22 protein-coding genes are annotated in these 23,648 nt (G+C 71.7%); 16 read left to right on the forward strand and 6 right to left on the reverse strand.

What is annotated here, in order from left to right; translation table 11 throughout:
* Positions 1-20 precede the first annotated feature (20 nt).
* Positions 21-1,145 carry a glycosyltransferase gene (locus OG801_RS07285; protein WP_406034824.1) on the forward strand — a complete coding sequence of 375 codons (1,125 nt, stop codon included), beginning with the start codon at positions 21-23 and terminating at the stop codon, positions 1,143-1,145.
* A gap of 3 nt (positions 1,146-1,148) precedes the next feature.
* On the opposite strand, the gene OG801_RS07290 is transcribed toward OG801_RS07285, so the two are convergent.
* Genes OG801_RS07290 through OG801_RS07305 form a run of 4 tightly spaced genes read right to left on the reverse strand, consistent with a single transcriptional unit; the run spans position 1,149 to position 5,705 of the window.
* Entirely contained in the window at positions 1,149-2,468 is a 1,320-nt protein-coding gene (locus OG801_RS07290; protein ID WP_406034826.1) for a TIGR01777 family oxidoreductase, read from the reverse strand.
* Positions 2,469-2,521: 53 nt separating this feature from the next.
* Entirely contained in the window at positions 2,522-3,301 is a 780-nt protein-coding gene (locus OG801_RS07295) for an enoyl-CoA hydratase/isomerase family protein (protein ID WP_406034828.1), read from the reverse strand.
* Entirely contained in the window at positions 3,298-4,446 is a 1,149-nt protein-coding gene (locus OG801_RS07300; protein ID WP_406034830.1) for an acyl-CoA dehydrogenase family protein, read from the reverse strand. The genes OG801_RS07295 and OG801_RS07300 overlap by 4 nt, the downstream gene beginning before the upstream one ends.
* Positions 4,447-4,472: 26 nt before the next feature.
* On the reverse strand, positions 4,473-5,705 hold the full coding sequence (locus tag OG801_RS07305) for a CaiB/BaiF CoA transferase family protein (RefSeq protein ID WP_406034832.1): 1,233 nt from the start codon (positions 5,703-5,705) through the stop codon (positions 4,473-4,475).
* An 83-nt stretch (positions 5,706-5,788) separates the two neighbouring features.
* Between OG801_RS07305 and OG801_RS07310 the strand changes: the two genes are divergently transcribed.
* Entirely contained in the window at positions 5,789-6,706 is a 918-nt protein-coding gene (locus tag OG801_RS07310; protein WP_406034834.1) for a LysR family transcriptional regulator, read from the forward strand.
* Positions 6,707-6,714: 8 nt separating this feature from the next.
* On the opposite strand, the gene OG801_RS07315 is transcribed toward OG801_RS07310, so the two are convergent.
* Positions 6,715-7,623: an acyl-CoA thioesterase gene (locus OG801_RS07315; protein WP_406034836.1), complete on the reverse strand. Its 909-nt coding sequence runs from the start codon at positions 7,621-7,623 to the stop codon at positions 6,715-6,717.
* Between the two features lie 163 nt (positions 7,624-7,786).
* On the opposite strand from OG801_RS07315, the gene OG801_RS07320 reads away from it, so the two are divergent.
* The 11 genes from OG801_RS07320 to OG801_RS07370 all read left to right on the forward strand — a co-directional run bounded on the left by OG801_RS07320 (position 7,787) and on the right by OG801_RS07370 (position 18,963).
* Positions 7,787-8,734 carry a CoA transferase subunit A gene (locus OG801_RS07320; protein WP_406034838.1) on the forward strand — a complete coding sequence of 316 codons (948 nt, stop codon included), beginning with the start codon at positions 7,787-7,789 and terminating at the stop codon, positions 8,732-8,734.
* Positions 8,731-9,516, forward strand: coding sequence for a CoA-transferase subunit beta (locus OG801_RS07325; protein ID WP_406034840.1), 786 nt, complete (start codon positions 8,731-8,733; stop codon positions 9,514-9,516). Before OG801_RS07320 ends, OG801_RS07325 begins: the two co-directional genes overlap by 4 nt.
* Complete coding sequence (locus OG801_RS07330) at positions 9,513-10,892, forward strand: MFS transporter (protein ID WP_406034842.1); 1,380 nt, start codon at positions 9,513-9,515, stop codon at positions 10,890-10,892. Before OG801_RS07325 ends, OG801_RS07330 begins: the two co-directional genes overlap by 4 nt.
* Positions 10,879-12,138, forward strand: coding sequence for a CoA transferase (locus OG801_RS07335; RefSeq protein ID WP_406034844.1), 1,260 nt, complete (start codon positions 10,879-10,881; stop codon positions 12,136-12,138). Before OG801_RS07330 ends, OG801_RS07335 begins: the two co-directional genes overlap by 14 nt.
* The gene (locus OG801_RS07340) at positions 12,135-12,977 is read left to right on the forward strand and encodes an HpcH/HpaI aldolase/citrate lyase family protein (protein ID WP_406034846.1); all 843 of its coding nucleotides are present in this window, start codon (positions 12,135-12,137) and stop codon (positions 12,975-12,977) included. Before OG801_RS07335 ends, OG801_RS07340 begins: the two co-directional genes overlap by 4 nt.
* Entirely contained in the window at positions 12,974-14,134 is a 1,161-nt protein-coding gene (locus OG801_RS07345; protein ID WP_406034848.1) for an acyl-CoA dehydrogenase family protein, read from the forward strand. Before OG801_RS07340 ends, OG801_RS07345 begins: the two co-directional genes overlap by 4 nt.
* Position 14,135: 1 nt before the next feature.
* Positions 14,136-14,873: a 3-oxoacyl-ACP reductase FabG gene (gene fabG, locus OG801_RS07350; protein WP_406034850.1), complete on the forward strand. Its 738-nt coding sequence runs from the start codon at positions 14,136-14,138 to the stop codon at positions 14,871-14,873.
* Positions 14,870-15,772, forward strand: a complete 903-nt coding sequence (locus OG801_RS07355; RefSeq protein WP_406034852.1) for a MaoC family dehydratase N-terminal domain-containing protein — start codon at positions 14,870-14,872, stop codon at positions 15,770-15,772. Before fabG ends, OG801_RS07355 begins: the two co-directional genes overlap by 4 nt.
* On the forward strand, positions 15,765-16,988 hold the full coding sequence (locus OG801_RS07360; RefSeq protein ID WP_406034854.1) for an acetyl-CoA C-acetyltransferase: 1,224 nt from the start codon (positions 15,765-15,767) through the stop codon (positions 16,986-16,988). Before OG801_RS07355 ends, OG801_RS07360 begins: the two co-directional genes overlap by 8 nt.
* Positions 16,988-17,440: a MaoC family dehydratase gene (locus OG801_RS07365; RefSeq protein WP_406034856.1), complete on the forward strand. Its 453-nt coding sequence runs from the start codon at positions 16,988-16,990 to the stop codon at positions 17,438-17,440. The genes OG801_RS07360 and OG801_RS07365 overlap by 1 nt, the downstream gene beginning before the upstream one ends.
* Before the next feature lie 197 nt (positions 17,441-17,637).
* Entirely contained in the window at positions 17,638-18,963 is a 1,326-nt protein-coding gene (locus tag OG801_RS07370; protein ID WP_406034858.1) for an MFS transporter, read from the forward strand.
* Positions 18,964-19,037: 74 nt separating this feature from the next.
* Here the strand turns inward: OG801_RS07370 and OG801_RS07375 are convergent, their stop codons facing one another.
* On the reverse strand, positions 19,038-20,606 hold the full coding sequence (locus OG801_RS07375) for an alkaline phosphatase D family protein (RefSeq protein WP_406034859.1): 1,569 nt from the start codon (positions 20,604-20,606) through the stop codon (positions 19,038-19,040).
* A 276-nt stretch (positions 20,607-20,882) separates the two neighbouring features.
* Here OG801_RS07375 and OG801_RS07380 point away from each other — a divergent pair, with 276 nt between their 5' ends.
* From OG801_RS07380 to OG801_RS07390, 3 genes are all read left to right on the forward strand, one after another.
* Positions 20,883-21,779, forward strand: a complete 897-nt coding sequence (locus tag OG801_RS07380; protein ID WP_406034861.1) for a LysR family transcriptional regulator — start codon at positions 20,883-20,885, stop codon at positions 21,777-21,779.
* Between the two features lie 67 nt (positions 21,780-21,846).
* A complete protein-coding gene (locus OG801_RS07385; protein WP_406034863.1) occupies positions 21,847-22,785 on the forward strand; it encodes an alpha/beta fold hydrolase in 939 nt (312 codons plus the stop codon).
* 21 nt (positions 22,786-22,806) lie between these two features.
* Positions 22,807-23,619: an IclR family transcriptional regulator gene (locus OG801_RS07390; RefSeq protein WP_406034865.1), complete on the forward strand. Its 813-nt coding sequence runs from the start codon at positions 22,807-22,809 to the stop codon at positions 23,617-23,619.
* Positions 23,620-23,648: the final 29 nt, after the last annotated feature.

The following is a 23,648-nucleotide window of genomic DNA, read 5'->3' on the forward strand; positions in this document are numbered from 1 at the left end:
CCCATAGAACGGAGCCATGGATGCGCGTGCTGCTGTCGACGTACGGGTCGCGGGGAGACGTCGAGCCCCTGGTGGCGCTGGCGGTGCAGCTGCAGCGGCGGGGCGCGGAGGTGCGGATGTGCGCGCCGCCGGACGGGGAGTTCGTCGACCTGCTGGCGCGGGAGGGGGTGCCGCACGTGCCGTTCCTGAAGCCGTGGCGGTCGTGGGAGCGTCCGCCGACCTCCGAGGAGCGTCACCAGCGGGTGACCGACTTCATCACGGCGCAGTACGACACCGTGGCGGAGGCCGCTGCGGGCTGTGATGTGGTCGTGGCGACCGCGATGTCACAGTTCGTCGCGCCCTCCGTCGCCGAGACGCTGGCCATCCCGTATCACTACGCCCTCTTCTGCCCGGACGTCGTCGACGGCCTGGACGGGCGCGGCTTCGACGAACTGTTCAAGGCGCCGATCGACGCCCATCGGGCCTCGATCGGGCTGCCGCCCGTCACGGATGTCACCGAGTTCATGTTCACCACTCGTCCCCTCCTCGCGGCCGATCCCACCCTCGGCCCGTGGCACGGGACCTCCAGCATCGACGTCGTGCAGACCGGCGCCTGGATGCTCGATGACGACCGTCCGCTCCCGGCCGACCTGCTGGGCTTCCTCGACGCCGGGCAGGAGCCCGTGTACGTCGGGTTCGGCAGCATGCGCACGGTCGGCGAGGAGAGCGTGCGGGTCGCGGTCGAGGCCATCCGCGCCCACGGCCGGCGCGTGGTCATCGGACGCGGATGGGCAGGGCTGGACGTCATCGACGGTCGCGACGACTGCTTCGTCATCGGCGAGGTCAACCATCAGCAGCTCTTCGGCCGGGTCGCCGCCGTCGTCCACCACGGCGGCGCGGGCACCATGACGACGGCCTACCGGGCCGGCGCGCCGCAGGTGGTGGTGCCGCAGGCCGGCGACCAGACCTACTGGGCCGGGCGGGTGGCCGAGCTCGGCATCGGGGTCGCCCACGACGGCGCCGCACCGACGGTCGAGTCGCTCACCGCGGCTCTCGGCGCCGTCCTGGCGCCTGAGGTCCGCACGCGGGCGACGTCGCTGGCTGCCGCGGCCCGGGTCGACGGAGCGGCGGTGGCCGCGGAGCTGCTGCTCAGCGGTGAGGCCTGACCCTCAACGACCGAGTACGTGGCGCAGCGCCGCCTCCAGCGTCGGGTGACGAAACTGGTGGTGGCTCCCGAGAGCGACCGGTTCGATCCGCTGGCTCGCCAACGCCAGCTCCTCGGCCCCCTCCCTGCCGAGCAGGAGCCGGGGGCCGAGAGTCGGCGTGGGCAGGAGCGCGGGCCGGTGGAGCACGTGCGCGAGGGTCTGGGCGTAGACCCGGCCGGTGACCGGCTCGGGGGCAACCGCATTGACCGGGCCGACGAGCGTCTCGTCGAGGACGGCGCGGTGGTAGATGTCGACTAGGTCGTCGATGCCGATCCAGCTCAGCCATTGGTCGCCGCTCCCGAGCCGGCCTCCCAGGCCGGCCGCGAACAGCGGTCGCTGAAGCCTCAGCGGTCCCCCGGCGGGCGTCTGCACGATCCCGGTCCTCACCTGGACCACGCGGGGCCCGTCCACCCGGCTCGCCGCCTCCCAGTCGGCGACCAGATCGGCGAGGAAGCCCGTGCCCCGCGCCGAGGTCTCGGTGAGGATCTCGTCGCCGCGGTCGGCGCCGTAGATCCCGATCGCGGAGGCGCTGACGAAGGTGCGTACGCCGCTGCGTGCCGCCGCCTCGGCGAGCCGTCGGGTCGGCTCGATCCGGGAGTCGCGGACGGCCGCCTTATGTGCCGCGGTGAAGCGGCCCGCGATCGACGCCCCGGCCAGATGGACGACCGCGTCCACCCCGTCGAGCAGGTCCGAGCCGGGCGCCGACGGATCCCAGCGGCGCTGGTCAGGGCCTACCGGCGCGTGCCGGACCAGCCGGATCACCCGATGCCCACCCGTGGTGAGGAACGGGACCAGGGCCTGCCCGACGGTGCCGCTCGAGCCGGTGACCGCGATGGTGAGCGACCTGCCCGCTGCGTACGTCCTGTGGTGGGCCGCGAGGTCGGCGACCAGCTGATCGTGGCGGTAGCCGAGCATCCGGTCCACCATCCGCCCGAGCACGTTCGTCTCGACCCGGTCGGTGACCAGCGTCGCGTCGCCGTCTGCGGCGAACTCGTGCCGGTGGGTCCACGTCAGCGGCCGCAGCGAGGCGAGCCGGTCGGTGAACAGGTGCGGCGGGTCGTAGGCGTCAGGATCGTGGCGGGCCACCCAGTCCACACCACGGCCGAGCGAGATCACCGCCGTCCCGTCGGCCAGATCGGTCGCCTCCACCCGCACCTCCCCCGGCGTCCACGGCGGCGTCAGCCGGCGGATCGCGCCCGGGCGACGATGCCACCCGAAGACCTCCTCGACCGGCGCCTCGACGCGCGTCGTCAGCGTGTGGACCCGGACCAGCGGGGACGTCATACCTGAAGCCTCGCGCGGATCGGCCGGGCGTACAACCGGCACGCCGTCCGGCCTCAGGCGCTGATGAAGTCCGGCCTCCGGCGTTCGAGGAATGCGGCCCGGCCCTCGGCGAACTGCCGGCCCGTGAGCAGGTCGACCTGGAGGTCGGCCTCGGCCGCGAGTACGCCGTCGAGGCTCTGGTCGGGCTGGGTGAGGATGCGCCTGGTGCCGGCGACCATCGGCCCTGAGAGCTCGGCCAGCCGCGAGGCCAGCTCGACCGCGTGGTCGACGGCGGTGCCGTCGTCGACGACGGTCTCGACCGCTCCGATCCGCTCGGCCTCGGCCGCGTCGAAGGTGCGTGCGGTCAGGAGCAGCTCGCGCGCTCTCCCCTGTCCGACGCGCCGCGGGAGCGTGTAGGCGAGCCCGGTGTCGGGGCCGAGCCCGATCTTTCCGAAGGACGTCGAGAAGGTCGCCGAGCGGCCGGCGACCACCAGGTCGCAGGCGGCTGCCAACGCGAGGCCGAGCCCGTAAGCGCCACCCTCGACCGCAGCGAGGACCGGCCGGTCGCCGGTGACCAGCTGACGTACGACGGCGTTGACGACCTCGAGCCGCTGCCTGGCGACGTCGCGGTCCTGCGACATCGACCGGATGTCGCCGCCCGCGGAGAACACCGAGCCTGCGCCGGTCAGGACGACGGCGCGCGCCTCCCGGTCGGCAGCCCGGAGCGCCGCCAGCAGGTCCAGCCGGTCGGCGAGATCGAGCGCGTTGCGACGCTCGGGACGGTCGAGGGTGAGGATCCGGACGTGGCCACGATCCTCGATCCGGACCGCCCCGGTCCGCAGCTCCTCGCTCACCCCTGGAACTCCTTCACCATCTGCTTGGCGATGATCAGCTTCTGGATCTCGCTGGTGCCCTCATAGAGCCGGAACAGCCGCGCGTCGCGATAGAACCGCTCGACCGGCACCTCGCGCATGTAGCCGAGGCCACCGTGGATCTGGACCGCGCGGTCGGCGATCCGGTCGACCGCCTCGGTGCAGAACAGCTTGCACAGCGACGGTGCCGTCCGGCGGTCGCTGCCGTCGTCCCAGCTGCGCGCGGCCTCGAGGACCATCGCGCGACCGGCGTACGCCTCGGTCCGGCTCTCGGCGAGCATCGCCTGGATCAGCTGGAACTCGGCCAGCTTCTGACCACCTTGGCTGTTGGTCGTGGCGTGACGCAGGCTCTCCTCGATCAGCCGGTCCGCCAGGCCGACGGTCAGTGCCGCGATGTGCAGCCGGCCCTTGGCCAGCGATCGCATCGCCGCGGAGAAGCCCTCGCCCTCGACCTCGCCGACCAGGTTCTCGGCGGGCACCCGGACACCGTCGAGGAAGATCTCCGACGTCACCGAACCGCGCTGGCCCATCTTGTGGTCCTTCGGACCGATGGTGACGCCGGGGGTGTCGGTCGGCACCACGAACACCGAGATGTTCTTCGCGCCCTCGTCGAGGTCGCCGGTGCGGGCGAACACCATCAGCAGGTCGGCCCAGATCGCGTTGGTGATGAAGCGCTTCTGCCCGTTGAGGACGTACGCGTCGCCCTCGCGGACCGCGCGCGTGCGCAGGCCGCTCGGGTCGGAGCCGGCCTCGGGTTCGGTGAGCGCGAACGAGGCCACCAGGTCACCGCTCGCCAGCCCAGGCAGGTACTGCTGCTTCTGCCGCTCGGTGCCGCAGTTGACCAGCACCTGACCGGCGATGCCGTTGTTGGTGCCGAACATCGAGCGGAACGACGGCGTGGCCCAGCCGAGCTCCATCGCCAGCCGGACCTCCTCGGACATGGTGAAGCCGAGACCGCCGTACTCCTCGGGGATGGCATAGCCGAACAGCCCCATGGCCGCGGCCTGCTGCCGGAGCCGGTCGGGGATCTGGTCGGTCTCCTCGATCTCGTCCTCGGCGGTGACGACCTCCTTGCGGACGAACGCGCGGACTGCGTCGAGGATCGACGTGAACTCGTCGGGCTCCATGGTGCTGCTCCTTCGTGCGGGAGGGGTCAAGGCGTGGGAACGGGTACGTCGGTGGGCCGGCCGACCACGCCGCCGGCGGCCAGCCGGTCGATCGCGCCGGTGTCGAGGCCGAGCTCGGCGAGCACGGCGTCGGTGTGGGCACCGAGCTCCGGGATCGCACCCATCGGCAGCTCGACGTCGCGGAACGTCATCGGAGGCAGTACGCCGCGGACCGGCCCGGCAGGAGTGGCGACCTCGCGCCACCGGTCGCGACCGGCGAGCTGCGGGTGCTCGACCAGGCCGGACATGTCGTTGATCTGGGCCGCTGGAACGCCGGCGGCGGCGAGCCGGGCGTCGAGGTCGGCGGTGGCGAACCCACGGGTGTGCTCAGCGACGACCGCATCGCACTCCTCGCGGTGGGCGACCCGCAGCGGGTTGGTGGCCAACCGGGGGTGGTCGGCGAGATCGGGCCGGTCGAAGACGTCGGTCACCAGCGCCCGCCAGCCGCGGTCGTTCTGGACGCCGATCAGGATCTCCCCGTCGGCGGTCGGGTAGGCGTTGTACGGTGCGATCGAGGCGTGGCTGAGCCCCATCCGCGGCACCTGCCGACCGCCGTACATCTGCATGTACATCGGGTGGCCGAGCCACTCGACGGTCGCGTCGAACATCGATACGTCGACGATGCCGCCCTTGCCGGTGCGCTCGCGGCGGAACAGGGCCGCGACGATGGCCTGGCTCGTGTAGAGGCCGGCGGCGATGTCGGAGCTGGGGACGCCGGTCTTGGTCGCCGTCTCCGGGGTACCGGTGATCGAGATCAGCCCGGACTCGGCCTGGATCAGCATGTCGTAGGCCTTGCGGTCCCGCAGCGGGCCGCCGGTGCCGTATCCGGAGATGCCGGCGACGACGAGCTGGGGGTGCCGTTCGGCGAGCTCGTCGGCGCCGAGCCCGAGCCGCTCGGCTGCGCCGGGGGCGGCGTTCTGCAGGAACACGTCGGCGCGCCCGACCAGCTGCCGCGCGAGCTCGGCGCCGTCGGGCGACTTGAGGTCGAGCGCCACCGACTCCTTGCCGCGGTTGAGCCAGACGAAGTGCGAGGCGAGGCCGTGCACGGCGTGGTCGTAGTTGCGGGCGAAGTCGCCCTCGCCCACCCGCTCCAGTTTGATCACGCGGGCACCGAGGTCCGCGAGGTGACGGGTGGCGAGCGGGGCCGCGACGGCCTGCTCGAGGGCGACCACGGTGATGCCCTCCAGCGGCAGCAGGTCGATGGCCATGTCGGTGGTCATGCAGAAAGCATCCCGCGACTTCTTATGCGCGTCCAATACCTAATCCTTGGAGGATTGTTCCCACTGATGCAAGAGTTGTCCCTATGGACCTGCACCATCTCGAGGCCTTCCTGGCCGTCGCCGAGGAGCTCCACTTCGGCCGGGCGGCCGAGCGGCTGCACATCGCCCAGCCACCGCTGAGCCGCACCATCAAGCAGCTAGAGCGCGACCTCGGCGCCCAGCTGTTCGACCGCACCACCCGGAGCGTCCGGCTGACCTCGGCCGGCGAGGCACTGGTCCGGCCCGCCCAGGACGTGCTCGAGGGCCTGCGCACCGCGCGCCGGGCGGTCCGCTCGGCAGGCCGGGGCGAGACCGGCCGGGTCCGGATCGGGTTCGCCGGCCCCTCCTCCCACGTGCTCGTCGGCCAGCTCGGCCGGATCGTCCGCGAGCAGCACCCCGGGATCGAGCTGATGCTGCAGAGCACGACGTACAACTACGAGGCGCTGCGCTCGCTCCAGGACGGCGAGCTCGACCTGGCCATCGCGCGGTGGCGGATCGAGCCGCAGGGTCTGGCACACCGCGTGATCGCGGTCGAGCACTACGTGCTCGCCGTACCCGCCGGCCACCGGCTCGCTGGCCGCGAGGAGGTCAGCATGGCGGAGTGCCGGGACGAACCGTTCGTGGCACTGCCCGCCGACCCGGGCTCCAGCGTGCGCGACGCCTTCATCGAGACGGCCTCCCAGGCCGGTTTCGTGCCCAACATCGTGCAGACCGCGCCGGACAGCTGGACCGCGGTCGCGCTGGTCGCGGCCGGCGTCGGCATCACGTTCACGCTCGACACCGCGATCGCCAACGTGGTGCAGACCGGCATCGAGGTGGTCCGGATCAGCGAGTGCGACCGCCCCACGTTCCAGCAGCTCGCCTGGCGGCAGGAGGACCGGAGCCCGGCGCTGCACGCGGTGCTGCACGCCTCGGAGGAGGCGCTACCCACCCCGGACCTGCCGAACGGCCCGCCCGCCTGACCCACCGGTCAGCAGTCGGCCGAGACCTTCACCAGGCCGACCTGCGACGCGGTGGCGACGTGGCGACCGGCCGCGTCGAAGAGCTCGCCGACGCCGTGGGCACGCCCGTGGGCGATCGACTCCACCCGGCAGTCGAACTGGTGCCAGTCGGTCAGGTCGGAGGCGGCATGGAACGTCAGTGCGTGGGTCAGGCTGAGGATCCGGGCGCCAGGCTTGTGCCGTGCTGATCCGAGCGCCAGGAACGACGCCTCGAGGATGCTCATGTCACTCACGTAGGCGACCAGCGCCGCCCGCAGGACCGGGTCGTCCGGCAGCGGGCCGGTCGCCCGGAAGAAGGTGGTCTGCCGGTCGTTCGGCTCGGCGACGGTGAAGTATGGCGGGGCCACCGCGTGCCTGAAGTGGACCGGCCGCCGGAGCCGCCACCAGGGCGGGATCCGCTCGTCGGAGCCGAACCGGTCGGCCAGGTCCGGCAGCGTCTCGGGGTCGGGCGCGGGCGCCGGCCGGACGGAACTATAGGAGGGCAGGTCGGCACGGACCGTCGCCCATCGCGTGACCGCACTGAAGAGCTCCTCTCCCGCGTCGTCGAGCAGCCGGCTGCGCCGGGTCACCAGCGAGGGAGCGTCCGAGACGACCGTGACCTCCCATTGCAGCGGCCGGTCCGTCGGCACTCCGCCGACGAAGTCGGCCTGCAGGCTGATGATCCGCTGGTCAGCCCCGACACCGCGGCCGGCGGCGACCAGCGCCTGAGCCAGGAGGAGGCCACCGAAGAGCCTGCCGGCGGGATGCTTCTGCGGCTTCCCGGCCCAGTGACTGACCCGGCCCGCCGGGTCGTCGGCACAGCTCAGGTCGAGCAGCTCGAGCAGCTCGTCGAGGGTCACCGCAGCACGGACGTCAGCGATAGGAGAGGCAGGGTCCACCCGGCTCATTGTGCCGTCGTTTGTCATCACTTTCGATATCTGTCTCGAACTATTCATACGTATCCGTCAACAGTGAGCGGCGGAAGAAGTATTGGAGTTCGGCACGCGGCTGGCGGCAGGCTGGGGCCACTGACCAATCCCCGTCCGCCCCTGAGGAGCACCCATGGCCGCGCCCGACAAGGTCACCGATCTCAGCTCGGCGGTGGCCGCCCACGTACGGGACGGCATGACGGTCGCACTCGAAGGCTTCGGCCACCTGATCCCGTTCGCCGCGGGCCACGAGATCATCCGCCAGGGCCGTCGGGACCTGACGTTCTGCCGAATGACCCCCGACCTGCTGGCCGACCAGATGGTCGCCGCCGGCTGCGTCTCCAAGCTCGTGGCCTCGTTCTTCGCCAGCGGCTCGGCGGGCTCCCTGCACGAGGTCCGGCGTCGCGTCGAGAACGCCGACCCGAAACCGCTCGAGGTCGAGGAGTACAGCCACTACGGCATGGTCTGCCGCTACCAGGCAGGCGCCGCCGGGCTGCCGTTCTTCCCGCTCCGCTCGTACGCCGGCAGCGACCTCCCGAAGCTGAACCCGCTGATCCGCAAGGTCTCCGATCCCTACGGCGGCCCGGACATCTACGTCGTGCCGCCCCTGCGCCCCGACGTGACGATCGTCCACGCCCAGCGCGCCGACCGCTCCGGCAACGTTCAGATGTGGGGCATCGTCGGGGCCCAGCAGGAGGCGGCGTACGCGGCCGAGACCGTGATCGCGACCGTCGAGGAGATCGTCGAGGAGGACGTGGTCCGCTCCGACCCGAACCGCACCGTGCTGCCGTCCCACGCGGTCACCGCCGTGGTGGAGTGCCCCGGCGGCGCGCACCCGTCCTACACGCAGGGCCACTACGACCGCGACAACGCCTTCTACCGCGAGTGGACGCCGATCAGCCGCGACCGCGAGGCGGTGCTCGGCTGGCTCGAGGAGTGGGTGCACCAGGTGCCCGACCGCGCCGCCTACCTCGCCAAGCTCGGAGCGGAGCGCTGGGACGGGCTCGGCGTCACTCCTCGGCTCTCGCAGCCCGTCGACTTCGGCCGCCGCCGGGTGGCCGCCCAGGAGGAGGCCTCATGAGCGTCCCGCTCTCGGACGTGGCTCCGTCCAGCACCGAGTTCCTCGCCGCGGTCGCCGCCCGGCAGCTCGTCGGCAAGCACCGGGTCTTCGCGGGTGTCGGGCTGCCGACGCTCGCCGTCGACCTGGCACGGCGCACCGTGAACCCGGACGTCGAGCTGGTCTACGAGTCCGGTGTCTGCGGCGCACAGCCGGAGGGCCTCGCGGAGGGTATCGCCGACTCGGTGCTGGTCTCCGGCGCCGCGGCGTTGCTGAGCATGCCCGCACTCTTCGGCTACGTACTCCAGCGCGGCCATGTCGACGTCGGCTTCCTCGGCGCCGCGCAGGTCGACCGCTGGGGCAGCCTCAACACCAGCTTCATCGGCGACTGGGACCAACCGACCGTCCGGCTCCCCGGCGCCGGCGGCGCCGCCGAGATCATGCCGAACGCCGGCGCGTGCATCGTCGTGCTGCGCCGCCACGACCCCGGCGCCCTCCCCGCGCAGCTCGGCTTCTGCACCTCCCCCAGCCCGGTGCGCGCGTACGAGGAGGACCCCCGGATGGTGCCTCCCGGCCACGGGGTCTCCACCGTGATCACCCCGATGGCGGTGCTGCGCCGCCCCGACAAGCTCGGCGAGCTCGAGATCGGCGAGGTCCACCCCGGCCTCACCGTCGACGACGTCCGCGCCGCCACCGGGTGGGACATCGCCGTCGCCGATGACGTACGCGAGACCGCCCGGCCGACCGTCGAGGAGGTCCGGCTGCTCCGCGACGAGATCGACACGGTGCGGCTCTACCTCCGATGAGCCCGTCCAACCTCACGTACGAACCGCGCCGGTCGGCGTACGTCGCCCTGCTCGCGTGCTCCACGCTCGGCACCCTGTCGAGCACGATCATCAGCGCGCCGATCAACGTGATCGCCCACGCGATCGGGGCCTCGTCGCGCGGGATCGTCTTCGCGGTCAGCGCCTTCACCCTGGCGATGGTCGTCTTCGCCCCGGTCTCGGGCTGGATGTGCCAGCGGTTCGGCTCCCGGCGGGTGCTCGCCGGGTCGCTGCTGTTGATGGTCGCCGCACAGGCGGGCGCGGCGTTCAGCCAGGGGCTCGGTTTCCTGGTCGTGATGCGCGCCCTGCAGGGAGTCGCCTGCTCGGCGGTGCCGCCCGCGATCCAGCAGGTGCTCGGCCGGCACTGGGCCGGCAACCGCGCCCGGGTGATGGCCGCCTGGGCGGCCGCGATCGGCGTCGGCCAGGCGCTCGGCCCGCCCCTCGGCGGGCTGGTCGCCGACACCCTCGGCTGGCGCTGGGTGTTCATCACCCACGCCTCGCTCAGCGCCGTCCTGCTGGTGCTGTGCCTGACCGTGGTGCCCGACGTGCCCGCCTCGTACGCTCCGCTCCACGTCAGCGGGATGGCGACGCTCCTGGTCGGGATCGGCGCGCTCGTCGGCGCCGTCAGCTGGCTCGGGCAGCACGGCGGGATCGCGGTGGCCGCGGGGATGGCGGCCGTGGGTGTGCTCGCCCTGGCCGTGCACACCCAGCTCGGGCGCACCAGCGCCGGACCGTTCGTCCCACCCGGCCTCCTCACCGAGCGGAGGTTCGTCGCGAGCACCATGGCCGCCGGCACGGTGATGGGCTGCCTCGGTGTCGCGATCGTCGCCACTCCCCTGCACCTGGGCCGCGACCTCGGCCTGGGCCCGGGGCACATCGGCATCACCATGCTCGCGCTGGCTCTGGCGATGACGCTCGCCGCGCCGCTCTCCTCCCGGGTCACCGAACGGTTCACCGCCCGGCGCACCCTGCGCGGCGGGCTGGTGCTGCTCGCGCTCGGCCTGCTCGCCCTCCCCCTGGCCGCGACCGCCTCCGGGCCCGGCACGATCGTCACGCTCACCGTGGCCGCGCTCGTGCTGACCGGCGCGGCGATCGGCGTCGTCCAGGCGACCTCCGCGCTCGGTCTGATGACCTCGCCGGCCGCCGCCGATGGTGTCGCGCTCGGCCTCCACAACATGCTCCGCTTCACCGGCCTCGCCGTCGGCTACTCCTGGGTCGCGATCGCCTACCCGACCGGAAACCTCTCCCTGGTCTACGGCGTCCCGGTCGCCGCGGTCGCCCTGACCTGGGCGATGGCCGGCCCCTCGGCCCCGTCCTCCGAGCCCTCCGCAGAAAGGGTGTTCCATGACCACCGCTGACCCCACGCCTGACCCCGCTCCCGGACCGCTCGCGGGTCTGCGGGTGGTCGAGGTGTCCAGCTTCGTCGCCACGCCGCTGTGCGGCACCACCCTGGCGCAGCTCGGCGCGGAGGTGATCCGCGTCGAGCCGCTCGAAGGTGCGCCCGACCGGACTCGCTGGCCGCTGAGCGACGACGGCGCCAGCCTCTACTGGAACGGGCTCAACCCCGGCAAGAAGGCCATCGCCGTCGACTGCACCCACCCGGAGGGGCGGCAGCTGGTCGCGGACCTGGTCGTCTCGGGCGGCCCGTCCGGCGGCATCGTCGTCACCAACACCGAGCGCTGGTCAGAGCTCGGGTACGCCGCGCTGCGCGCCCGCCGCGACGACGTCATCCATGTGCTCCTCACCGGCCGTCACGACGGCGGGACCGCCGTCGACTACACCGTGCAGGCCGGCACCGGCTTCCCGCTCGTGACCGGCCCGGAGGACCATGCGGCGCCGGTGAACGGCGTGGTGCCGGCGTGGGACCTCGCGGCCGGCCTCCACCTCGCGACCGGTCTGCTCGCCGCCGAGCGCCGGCGCGCGGTCACCGGCGAGGGCGCCGAGGTACGGGTCGCGTTGGAGGACGTCGCCCTCGCGGCCGCCGGCAACCTCGGCTATCTCGCCGAGGCGCAGCTGCGGCCTACAGGCGAACGGGGCTCGATCGGCAACCACGTCTACGGCACCTTCGGCCGCGATTTCACCACCGCGGACGGCGACCGCTTCATGCTGGTGGCCCTCACCCCACGGCAGTGGTCGGACCTGCTGGGCATCACCGGCCTCGCCGAGGCGGTGGCCGCGCTGGCCCGCGCGCTCGATGCCGACTTCTCCGACGAGGGCGCGCGGTTCCGGCACCGCACCGTGCTCGGCGGCCTCATCGCCGCCTGGTTCGAACAGCACGACACCGCGTACGTCACGAGGGCGCTGTCGGAGACCCGGATCCTGTGGTCGCCCTACCGCAGCTTCCGCGACCTCGCCGCCGACGACGCCCGGCTGCTGCGCGAGCACCCGCTGTTCTCGACGATCACCCAGCCCGGCGTGGGCGAGCTGCTCGCCCCGGGCGCACCGGTCACCATCGACGGCCGCCGGAGCGCCCCCCGGCCCGCACCCGCCGTCGGGCAGGACACCGGCGAGGTGCTCGCCGGCACCCTCGGACTGGCCACCGAACGGCTCGACGACCTGCTGAGCCGCGGCGTCATCGGCACCCGGGAGGTGGTGGCGCGATGAGCACCGCCGAGATCGCCGAGGCAGCACGCACCTGGCTGTTCGTCCCCGGGGACCGACCGGAGCGGTTCGCCAAGGCTGCCGCCGCAGGCCCCGACGTCGTGGTCGTCGACCTCGAGGACGCTGTTTCCCCGGCCCACAAGGACGCGGCCCGTGCCCACGTCACCGACTGGCTCCCCCGAGCAGGCGTCACCGTCGCCGTGCGTGTCAACGCCGCCGGCACCACCTGGCACGACGCCGACGTCGCCACGCTCGCCGCATTCGCCGGACCGTCGCTGGTGGTGCTCCCGAAGGCCGACAGCCCCGAGACCGTGGCGGACGTCCTGGCCGCGCTTCCCGACGGCTCCGCCGTCGTGGCGCTGGTCGAGACCGCGCTCGGCGTCACGCGCGCCATCGACCTGGCCCGCTCCCCCGGAGTCGTACGCCTGGCCTTCGGCAGCTACGACCTGGCCGCCGAGCTCGGGGTCGATCCCGACCACGCACCCGCCCTCGCGCCCGCGCGCGGCAACCTGGTCCTCGCCTCCGCCGTCGGCGGCCTGGCCGGCCCGGTCGACGGGGTCACCGGCGACGTACGCGATCACGAACGGCTGACTGCCGACGTCACCGCGGCCGCCGCCCTCGGGTTCGCCGGCAAGCTCTGCATCCACCCCGGCCAGGTGGCCCCCGCCGCCGCGGCCCTGGCACCCAGCCCCGACGAGGTCGCCTGGGCCGAACGCGTCCTGGCCGACGCGACCGAGGACGGCGTCGCCCTCGTCGACGGCCGGATGGTCGACGCCCCCGTCGTAGCCCGCGCCCGCCGCATCGTCTCCCTCAACCGACCCACCCCAGGAGCAGCCAGATGAGCAGCCTGACCCCCGACGAGCAGGACATGGTCCGGCTCGTCGCCGACTTCGTCGACGAGCGCGTACGCCCCCGGGTGCGCGAGTTCGAGGCGGACGACGTCTACCCCGAGGAGCTCATCGAGGAGATGAAGAAGCTCGGCTTCTTCGGCCTCCTGGTGCCCGCCGAGCACGGCGGCGTCGACGTGAGCACGGCCTGCTTCGCGCGGGTCACCGAGGAGCTCGCCCGTGGCTGGATGAGCCTGGCCGGCGCGATCGGCGGACACTCGGTGATCAGCTATCTGGTCCGCCACTTCGGGACCCCGCAGCAGCAGGAGTCCTACCTGCCCCGGATGGCCGACGGCAGCCTGCGCGCCACGATGGCGCTGACCGAGCCGTCCGGCGGCAGCGACCTGCAGGGCATGCGTACGTTCGCCGACACCGACGGCGACGAACTGGTCATCACCGGCTCGAAGACCTGGATCTCCAACGCCCAGCACGCCGGCCTGATCGGGCTGCTCTGCATCACCGACCGCTCCGCCTCGCCCGCGCACCAGGGCATGAGCGTGGTGCTGGTCGAACCCGGCGACGGGCTCACCGTCTCGGGCAAGATCCCCAAGCTCGGCTACCGCGGCGTCGAGGCCTGTGAGCTCACCTTCGACAGGATGCGGGTGCCCGCGACCGCGGTGCTCGGCGGCACACCCCACCTCGGCTGGGGCCACATGATGCGCGGCCTCGAGGTCGGTCGGATCCAGGTGGCGGCCCGCGCCGTCGGCGTCGGCCAGGCCGCGCTCGACGACGCGCTCTCCTACGCCCAGACCAGGGAGAGCTTCGGCAAGCCGATCTGGAAGCACCAGTCGGTCGGCAACCTGCTCGCCGAGATGGGCACCAAGATGCGCGCCGCCCGGCTGATGACGATCGACGCGGCCGAGCGGCTCGACGCCGGCGACCGCGCCGACATGGAGGCCGGGATGGCCAAGCTCTTCGCCTCGGAGGCGGCCATGCAGGTCGCCCTCGACGCGGTGCGGGTGCACGGCGGCTACGGCTACTCCAAGGAGTACGACGTGGAGCGCTACTTCCGCGACGCCCCGCTGATGATCGTCGGCGAGGGCACCAACGAGATCCAGCGCAACGTGATCGCCGCCCAGCTGGTGGCGCGCGACCAGAAGGGAAAGAACTGACATGGCACTTCTCGAGAACCGGACCGCGGTCATCACCGGAGGCGCGCAGGGCATCGGCCTCGCCGTCGCCGAGCGCTTCGTGGCGGAGGGGGCCCGCGTGGTGCTCGCCGATCTCGACGGCGCCGCCGCCGAGGCCGCGGCCAAGGAGCTCGGCCCGGACGTGGCCACCGGCGTGGCCTGCGACGTCGTGAGCGGCGAGGACGTGGAGCGCGCGCTGGAGACGGCGGTCGCGACGTACGGCTCGCTCGACATCGTCGTCAACAACGCCGGCATCACCCGGGACGCGACGATGCGCAAGATGACCGAGGACCAGTTCGACCAGGTCATCGCCGTGCACCTCAAGGGCTGCTGGCACGGCACCCGGCTCGCCGCCGCCCGGATGCGCGAGCAGAAGTCTGGCGCGATCGTGAACATCTCCTCGATCTCCGGAAAGGTCGGCATGGTCGGGCAGACCAACTACTCGGCCGCGAAGGCCGGCATCGTCGGGCTGACCAAGGCCGCGGCCAAGGAGATGGCCCACCACGGGGTCCGGGTCAACGCGATCCAGCCGGGGCTGATCCGCTCGGCGATGACCGAGGCGATGCCGCAGCGGATCTGGGACGAGAAGATGGCCGAGATCCCGATGGGACGCGCCGGCGAGCCGGCCGAGATCGCCGACGTCGCGCTCTTCTACGCCTCCTCGCTCTCCTCCTACATGACCGGCACGGTCGCCGAGGTGACCGGCGGAAGGTTCATGTGACCTGGCGGCCACGCCGGGCGACGTCGGTCGAGACCCTCGACGCGGGGCCGGCCGCCGCCCTCGGCGCTCTCCTCGACAGCGGCTCTCCGGTGCCCGCCGCCGGGGACGTACTCCCGCCGTTGTGGCACTGGGTGGCGCTTCCGCGCTGGCCGGTGTCGTCGGTCATCGGCGTCGACGGTCACCCGCGCCGCGGCGACTTCCTGCCGCCGATCGACCTGCCTCGGCGGATGTTCGCCGGCGGCGAGGTGACCTTCCACGGCGACCTCCGGGTCGGCACCGAGGTCGTCCGCGAGTCCGAGGTCGTCTCGGTCGAGGAGAAGTCGGGTCGCAGCGGCCGCTTGGCGATCGTCACGGTGGTCACCCGGCTGGTCGACACCGGCCGGGACGATCTGCTCGTGGAGGAGCGGCAGGACCTGATCTACCGCGATGCCGCGCCGGCGCCGACGTCGTTCCCTGACCCCGAGCCCGCCTCGGCGATCGCACCGGCCGGCCCAGCGCTGGTCGCCGAGGACGACGGCTGGCGGTTCGTCACCGATCCGACTCTGCTCATGCGGTTCAGCGCGGCGACCGCCAACCCGCACCGGATCCACTACGACTGGCCCTACGCCACCCGGGTCGAGGGCTATCCCGGGCTGGTCGTGCACGGCCCGCTCTCGACCCTGGTGCTCGCCGAGGCTCTTCGGCTGGCCCACCCCGACCGCGTCGTACGCCACCTGCGGCATCGCAACACCGCTCCCCTGTTCTGTGGCGACCCTGCCCAGGTCCAGGTCGACCGCTCCAACCCCGACACAGCGCCCGACTCTGTCGAGGTCGCGCTGCGGCGCCCCGACGGCACCGCGCTGGTCGGCCTGACGGCCGAATTGGCCACCCTCATCCCGAAAGGCACCAACCATGAGTGACACCGCCCGCGACGTGGTCATCTGTGAACCCGTCCGCACCCCGATCGGCCGCTACGGCGGCGTCTTCAAGGACCTGAGCCCGGTCGACCTCGGCGTCACCGCGCTGCAGGGACTGCTCGCCCGCACCGGCATCGACCCGGAGCGGATCGACGACGTCATCCTCGGCCACTGCTACCCCAACGCCGAGGCACCGGCGATCGGCCGGGTGGTCGGACTCGACGCCGGGCTCCCGGTCACCGTCGGCGGTCAGCAGGTCGACCGTCGCTGCGGCTCCGGGCTCCAGGCCGTCGCCAACGCAGTGATGCAGGTGGCCTCCGGTGCCAGCGAGATCGTGGTGGCCGGCGGCGCCGAGTCGATGAGCAACGTCGCGTTCTACTCCCTCGACATGCGCTGGGGCGGCGCACGCACCGGCGTACAGATCCACGACGGCCTCACCCGCGGCCGGCAGACCCCGGGCGGCCGGTTCCACCCGGTGCCCGGCGGCATGCTCGAGACCGCCGAGAACCTGCGCCGGGAGTACGCCATCGGCCGCGAGGAGCAGGACCGGCTCGCCGTCAGCTCCCACCAGCGCGCCGTCACCGCCCAGCAGAGCGGTGTCTTCGCCGAGGAGATCGTGCCGGTCACCGTCCCGTCCCGGAAGGGCGATGTCGTCGTCGACACCGACGAGCACCCGCGCGCCGACACCACTCTCGAGTCGCTCGCGAAGCTGCGGCCGATCCTCGGCTCCTCCGACCCCGAGGCGACCGTGACCGCCGGCAACGCCAGCGGCCAGAACGACGCCGCCGCCATGTGCCTGGTCACGACCGCCGACCTCGCCGAGAGCCTCGGCCTACGGCCGCTGGTCCGGCTCGTGTCCTGGGCCGCCGCCGGCGTACGTCCTGACGTGATGGGCATCGGCCCCGTCCCCGCCACGGAGGCGGCCCTCGCCAAGGCCGGTCTGACCCTGGCCGACATCGACGTCATCGAGCTCAACGAGGCCTTCGCCGCCCAGGCGCTGGCGGTGATGCGGGAGTGGAAGTTCACCGACGAGGACCTCGAGCGCACCAACGTCCACGGATCCGGCATCTCCCTCGGCCACCCCGTCGGCGCGACCGGCGTACGGATGCTCGGCACGCTCGCCCGCGAGCTGCACCGCCGCGAGGCCCGCTACGGCCTCGAGACCATGTGCATCGGCGGCGGCCAGGGCCTCGCCGCCGTCTTCGAGCGGGTGGTCTGATGCGTACGTTCACCTCGGTCGCGGCGATCGAGGCTGCTGTCGGCGAGGAGCTCGGCACCACCGACTGGGTGCAGATCACCCAGGAGCGCGTGGACCGCTTCGCGGAGCTCACGGGCGACCAGCAGTGGATCCACGTCGACGTCGAGCGCGCCACCGCCTCGTCCTTCGGCGGCACCATCGCGCACGGCTACCTCACGCTGTCGATGCTGCCGGCCTTCGCCGCCGAGCTCTACACGATCGATACCGGCTCCGCCCGGCTCAACTACGGTCTCGAGAAGGCGCGGTTCCCCGCGCCGGTCGAGGTCGGCACGAAGATCCGGGCCACGCCGCGGATCAAGGAGCTCCGGGCGGTCCCGGCCGGGACTCAGGTGCTGGTCGCCTGGACCGTCGAGGCGGAGGGCACCGAGCGACCGGTCTGTGTCGCGGAGAGCATCACGCTGGTCCTGCCCTGACGCCTCACGAATGCCGCCGATCCTCCCGTCGGGAGATCGGCGGCCTTGGCATGCCCGGAGCATCATTGGGCTCACGAGTGATGTCAATGCCATCTAGATTTGGTGTTGGACGTGCAATGGCGCGGGTTCCTAGTGTGAACGCGGTCACACAGCATTCCGGTGCGTGACGACACACAACCCCCGGAGGAGCAGTCCCCATGACCCAGTCAACGCGCGTCCCCGACGAACGGATGGCCCGCAAGGCGGGCATCGCCGCGTTCGTCGGCACCACCATCGAGTGGTACGACTTCTACATCTACGGCACCGCGTCCGCTCTGGTCTTCGGGCCACTGTTCTTCAGCAACGCCGAGCCCGCGGTCGCGACCCTGCTCTCCTTCGCGACGTTCGCCGTGGGCTTCCTGACCCGGCCGCTCGGCGGCGTGGTCTTCGGCCACCTCGGCGACCGGATCGGCCGCAAGCGCTCCTTGATCCTGACGCTGCTGCTCATGGGCGTCACCACGGTCGGCGTCGGCCTGCTGCCGACACACGCGGCCATCGGTGCCGCCGCGCCGGTGCTGCTGATCGTGCTCCGGCTGCTGCAGGGCCTCGCCGTCGGCGGCGAGTGGGGCGGCGCGGTGCTGATCGCGACCGAGCACACCCGCCCCGACCGCGGCTTCCTGTTCGGCGCCTTCGCCCAGCAGGGCTCCCCCGCCGGCCGGATCCTGGCCACCCTCAGCTTCCTCGCTGTCACCGGCCTGCTCCCCGACGACGCTCTTCTCGAGTGGGCCTGGCGACTGCCGTTCCTGGCGTCGGCCGCGCTGGTCGTGGTCGGGCTCGTGATCAGGCTCAGCCTCGAGGAGTCCCCGGCGATGAAGGACCTCCACGAGCGCAACGAGGTCGTCCGGGTCCCGGTGATCGAGCTGTTCCGCAACAACTCCCGCGAGCTGACCCTCGGTGTCTTCGGCATCCTGTGCGTCTTCGTGGTCGTCTACGCCCGCGACACCTTCGCACTCTCCTGGGCCACCACTCACCTCGGCTTCGAGAAGGACTCCTTCCTCACCATCATCCTGATCGCCAGCGTCGTGCAGTTCTTCGTGCAGCCGTTCGGCGCGGTGCTCGCAACCCGCTGGAACCCGCGCACCCTGGTCACCGTCCTGCTCGCCCTCGAGATTCCCGCGCTCGCGCTGATGTTCGTGCTGATGGGCACCGGGAACTGGACCCTCGCGATGATCGGCGCGGTGATGGCGACCATCCCCGACGTGATGTTCTACGCGGTCATGGCGGGCATGCTCGCCCAGGCCTTCCCTGCCCGGGTCCGCTACACCGGCATCTCGGTCACGTACGGCCTCTCCGGCGCGCTGTGCGGGACTACGCCGATGATCCTGCAGTGGCTCCTCGACACCTCCGGCAGCATCGCCGTGCCAGTCGCCTTCGGAGTCGTGACCACCGTGATCTCCCTGGTGTGCTCCCGCGCGCTGCTCGGCCGCGGCGCCGCCGAGGCCGAGAACTCCGAAGAGTCCACGACGGTGACCGCGGCACGCTGAGCCGCGGTCACCACCGGATCGTCACCGGCCGTCGCCCAGCGAGCTACGCGCGAGCTGGGCGACGCGTTGGTTGCTCAGCCCGGCGGCGGCAGATCCACCGTGTACGCGACCCCGCCATCGATGTCCCTGAGTCGTACGGACATCACCTGCGAGCCGCTGTCGATGCTGACCTCGCCGAAGTACTGGTACCCGAATCCGGGGTTGTTGACCTCGAGCGAGGGTGCGCCCTGAGAGAAGACGACCTCGGGCCCGAAGGTGCTGTCGACCGGGTTGGGCTCGGGCTCGACCCCGACCGCGGCGTTGAGCGGTCCGGAGACGAACTCCCAGAACGGGTCGAAGTCGGTGAAGGCGGCACGCGAGGGCTGGTAGTGGTGCGCCGCGGTGTAGTGCACGTCGCCGGTGAGCCAGACCATCCCGGTGATCCGGTTCCGCTTGGCGTACGACAGGAGCTCGGCGATCTCGAGCTCCCTGCCGAGCGGGTTGCCGTGGTCGCCTTGGGCAAGCGCCTCGACCGCCGCGCCGTCGGGGACGACGAGGCTGAGCGGCATGTCCGCGGCGATCACCTTCCACGTCGCGCGCGAGACCCTCAGCTGCTCCTTGAGCCAGGCGAGCTGCCGGCGGCCGAACACGCCGCCGTCGCCGACCGTCTCCAGGCCGGGAGTGTTCGGGTCCTTGTACGAGCGCATGTCGAGCACGAACACGTCGAGGAGCTCGCCGTAGCGCTGGACCCGGTAGATGCGTCCGTCGTCGCTGCCGGTGCGGGTCGGCAGATACTCGTGGAACGCGCGCCGGGCCCTGGCGGCGAGCACGTCGACCCGCTTCTCCGTGTAGCGGGAGTCATCGAGGATCTCCCCCGGGTACCAGTTGTTGATGACCTCGTGGTCGTCCCAGGAGTTGATCTGGGCGACCTCGGAATTGAACCGGCGCAGGTTGTCGTCCAGCAGGTTGTACCGATAGTTACCCCGATACTCGTCGAGGGTCTCGGCGACCTTCGACTTCGCCGGGGTGACGAGGTTGCGCCACACGGTGCCGTCCGAGAGCGGCTTCTCGCTCGGGATCACGCCGTCGGCGTAGATCAGGTCTCCGGAGCAGAGGAAGAAGTCCGGCGAGAGCCGTCGCATCGACTCGAAGATCCGGTAGCCACCTCGGGACGGGTTGATCCCCCATCCCTGACCACCGAGGTCGGCGGACCACACGAAGCGGATGTCGGAGCTCCCGACGGGTGCCGTACGCAGCCGCCCGACCTGCGGCTCGCCGGTCACGCTGTCGTCGTCGGGATCAGCGAGGACGACGCGGTAGTGGACGTCCTTTCCGGCGGGAAGGCCTCGCAGGAGGGTCTTCCCGGTCAGGTCGGTCCGGGTGTCGAGAAGCGGACCTCGTACGCGACGAATCTTCCGGAACGTCTCCGTCGGGCTGATGTCGACGTACATCCGGGCGATGCGGTCGGCGCGCGCCCAGACGACGGCGGCCGAGGCCGACACGTCACCGGACTGGACGCCGTCGGTGAGCATCGGACGCCCGGATCGCGCCAGAAGCGGCGTCGCGGCGGAGCGAGCGGGCAGCAGCAGGGCAGACCCGGCAGCAGCTCCACCGAGGAGAAGAGAACGGCGGCCGAGAGAACCGATGGGCGAGGGCTGGGGCATGGCGACTCCGTGCGGGTCAGGGGAAGAGTGAGGTCACCGCACATCGGTGCGGCTGCGGAGAAGCCGATCAGCGCTCGGTGTCGCTCCGATGAACCGATCCGACAACGGCTCCTCACAGAGCGTCTCCGCGTACCCACGGCCCACGCCATACCTGTCGTTGACCTGCGCTGATTGGGTTCCGGCATCGATCGATCGAAAGACCCGAACGATTCATCGAAGCGACACGCTCCATTGACCGGCGCGCGCCACGCTCATCGCGACTCTCCTGGAGGCGAGATGGACATCAGGCTGCTGGAGTCGTTCCTGGCGATCGCCGAGGAGCGTCATTTCGGACGCGCCGCAGCCAGGCTGCACCTCGCCCAGCCGACCCTGAGCCAGCACCTCCAGCGGCTCGAACGGACGGTGGGCGCGAAGCTGGTCGAGCGATCCTCACACGCCGTGGACCTCACCGACGCCGGACGTGCCTTCGAGCCGGATGCGCGTGCCGTTCTCGCCCACCTCGGCAAGGCGACGAGATCCGCCCGCGATGCCGTCGAGGGGCATGCCGGATCCCTCGGGGTGGGATTCAACTTCCCGGCCGGGCATCACGTGCTCCCGGCCGCGCTCCGCAGGCTGAAACAGGGGCACCCGGGGATCCGGGTCGACCTCGAGGAGCTGCGCTCCGGCCCCCAGCTCACGGCCCTGGCAGAACGCCGACTCGACGTGGGCCTGGTCTACGGACGCCCGACGGCACCCGACCTCCGGTCCCACCACCTGATGACACTGCGCCTGTGCGGCGTGGTCGGACCGACCCATCAGTGGGCCCACCGGCCGGCCGCACCGTTCGCGGAGCTCGCTCGGCACCCGTGCGTCATGTTCGGGCGCGGCCAGTCTCCCGCCATGTACGACGTCATCCAGCAGGCCTCGGCACAGGCCGGTATCGAGCTGGACATCGCGGAGACGGCGGACGACCCGGCAGCGACCGGAGTCCTCGTCAGCGCACACCAGCTGATCACCTTCGCCTCGGAGTCACGCGCCGTCCTGCTCGCCCGCTCGGGCGCCGGCCTCACCCCGGTCCGGTTGCACAGCCCTGTGCCGATGCTGGACCTGTACGCCGCCTGGCACGCCGACAACGACTCGCCGCTCCTGACGCTGTTCCTCGATGCCCTCAGGACCGGCCCGGCACGTACCTGATGCTCGCTGATGTGCGTCGCGGCACGACTGCAACATGATCGAAACCCACGGCGACTAGCGTGCAGTCATGACGCGGGTGATCGAGCAGCAGTCTCGGGTGATCCACGGGTACAAGCGCGCGTACCGCATCGGCGGTGACGGCTCCGCGATCATGTTCATCCACGGGATCGGCGACAGCTCACGGACCTGGGACGACGTCCTGCCCATGTTCGCCGAGAATCACCTGGTCATCGCGCCCGACCTGCTCGGTCACGGCGATTCCGACAAGCCGCGCGCCGACTACTCGATCGGAGGGTTCGCCAACGGCATGCGCGACCTCCTGTCCGTGCTCGACGTGGAGCGAGTCACCCTCGTCGGCCATTCGCTCGGCGGCGGCGTCGCGATGCAGCTCGCCTACCAGTACCCGCAGCTGGTCGAGCGGATCGTGCTGGTGTCCAACGGCGGCTCCGGGCGCGGTGTCTCGACCTGGCTGCGACTCGCGACCCTGCCGTTGGCGCCGGAGCTGCTCATGCTGTTGCAGCTGCCGGTCTCGCGGACCTGGCTGTCCGCCGGCCTCGGTCTGCTGCGCCGCATCGACCACGACCTCGGCGTCGACGCTCTGGATCTGGCCAGGATCGTCGACACCCCGCCCGACAGTCACTCGCGCCAGGCGTTCGCCCGAACACTGCGCGCCGTCGTCGACTGGCACGGCCAGGTCGTCACGATGCTCGATCGCTGCTATCTGGCCTCGAACATCCCGATGCTGATGATCTGGGGCGACCGCGACGGCGTCATCCCCTACCGCCACGCCGCACAGGCGCAGGCGGCGATGCCGCAGGCGACGCTCGAGGTTTTCGAGGGCGCCGGCCACTTCCCGTTCCGCTCCGACCCCGGGCGCTTCGTGATGGCCGTCGAGCAGTTCATCCGGAGCACCGAGCCGGCGACTTGGGACCAGCACGGATGGCAGACGCGGCTGCGCAACGGCCCCGAACCGGGAGACCATCTTCATACGTGGACGGGCATCTGACCCGCGCACTACTCTGCGGACATGAACGACGTTGCCGCGCCTGATGCCACCACCGGAGGGGTGCGCGAGGTGAAGTCCGCCGCCCGCACGGTGGAGATCCTCGAGTTCCTCGCCGCGCGCCAGAACCGCCCGGTGCGGCTGCGCGAGCTGAGCGAGGCGCTCGGGGTTCCCCGCAGCAGCCTGCACGCCCTGCTCCGTACGCTCGCCAAGCACGGCTGGGTACGCAGCGACGCCACCGGCACGCTCTACGGCATCGGTATCCGGGCCCTTCTGGCCGGCACCAGCTATCTCGACACCGACCCCTACCTCCCCCAGGTGACCCCGTTCCTCGTCGAGCTCCGCGAGAAGCTCGACGAGACCTTCCACTTCGGCCGCCTCGACGGCACCGACGTGGTCTACCTCGCCACCCGAGAGTCCTCGCAGTACCTCCGCCCCTACAGCCGCGTCGGCCGCAGGCTCCCGGCCTACTCCACCTCCCTGGGCAAGGCGGTCCTGGCCGCGCAGCCCGAGGACGAGGTCGCCGACCACCTGCCGGCCGAGCTCGCGCCGCTCACCCCGCACACGTTCACCGACCGCGGCGCGCTGGCCGACGAGCTCGAGGCGACCCGCCGGCGCGGCTACGCGATCGACAACGAGGAGAACACCCTCGGGCTGCGCTGCATCGCGGTCGCCCTGGACTACGACGAGCCGGTCTCCGACGCGATCAGCGCCTCCATCCCGATCGCCCGGCTCACCCCGGAGCGGGAGGCCGAGGTCATCGCCGCCCTGCGCCAGGCGGCGGACCGGATCGTCCGTGTGGTCGGCCCGATCCGCAACTCTCTCACCTGGACCTGACCTCATATATCGAACCTTGTCCACGGATG

The organism is Nocardioides sp. NBC_00163 (genome assembly GCF_045206295.1).
GTDB lineage: Bacteria > Actinomycetota > Actinomycetes > Propionibacteriales > Nocardioidaceae > Nocardioides.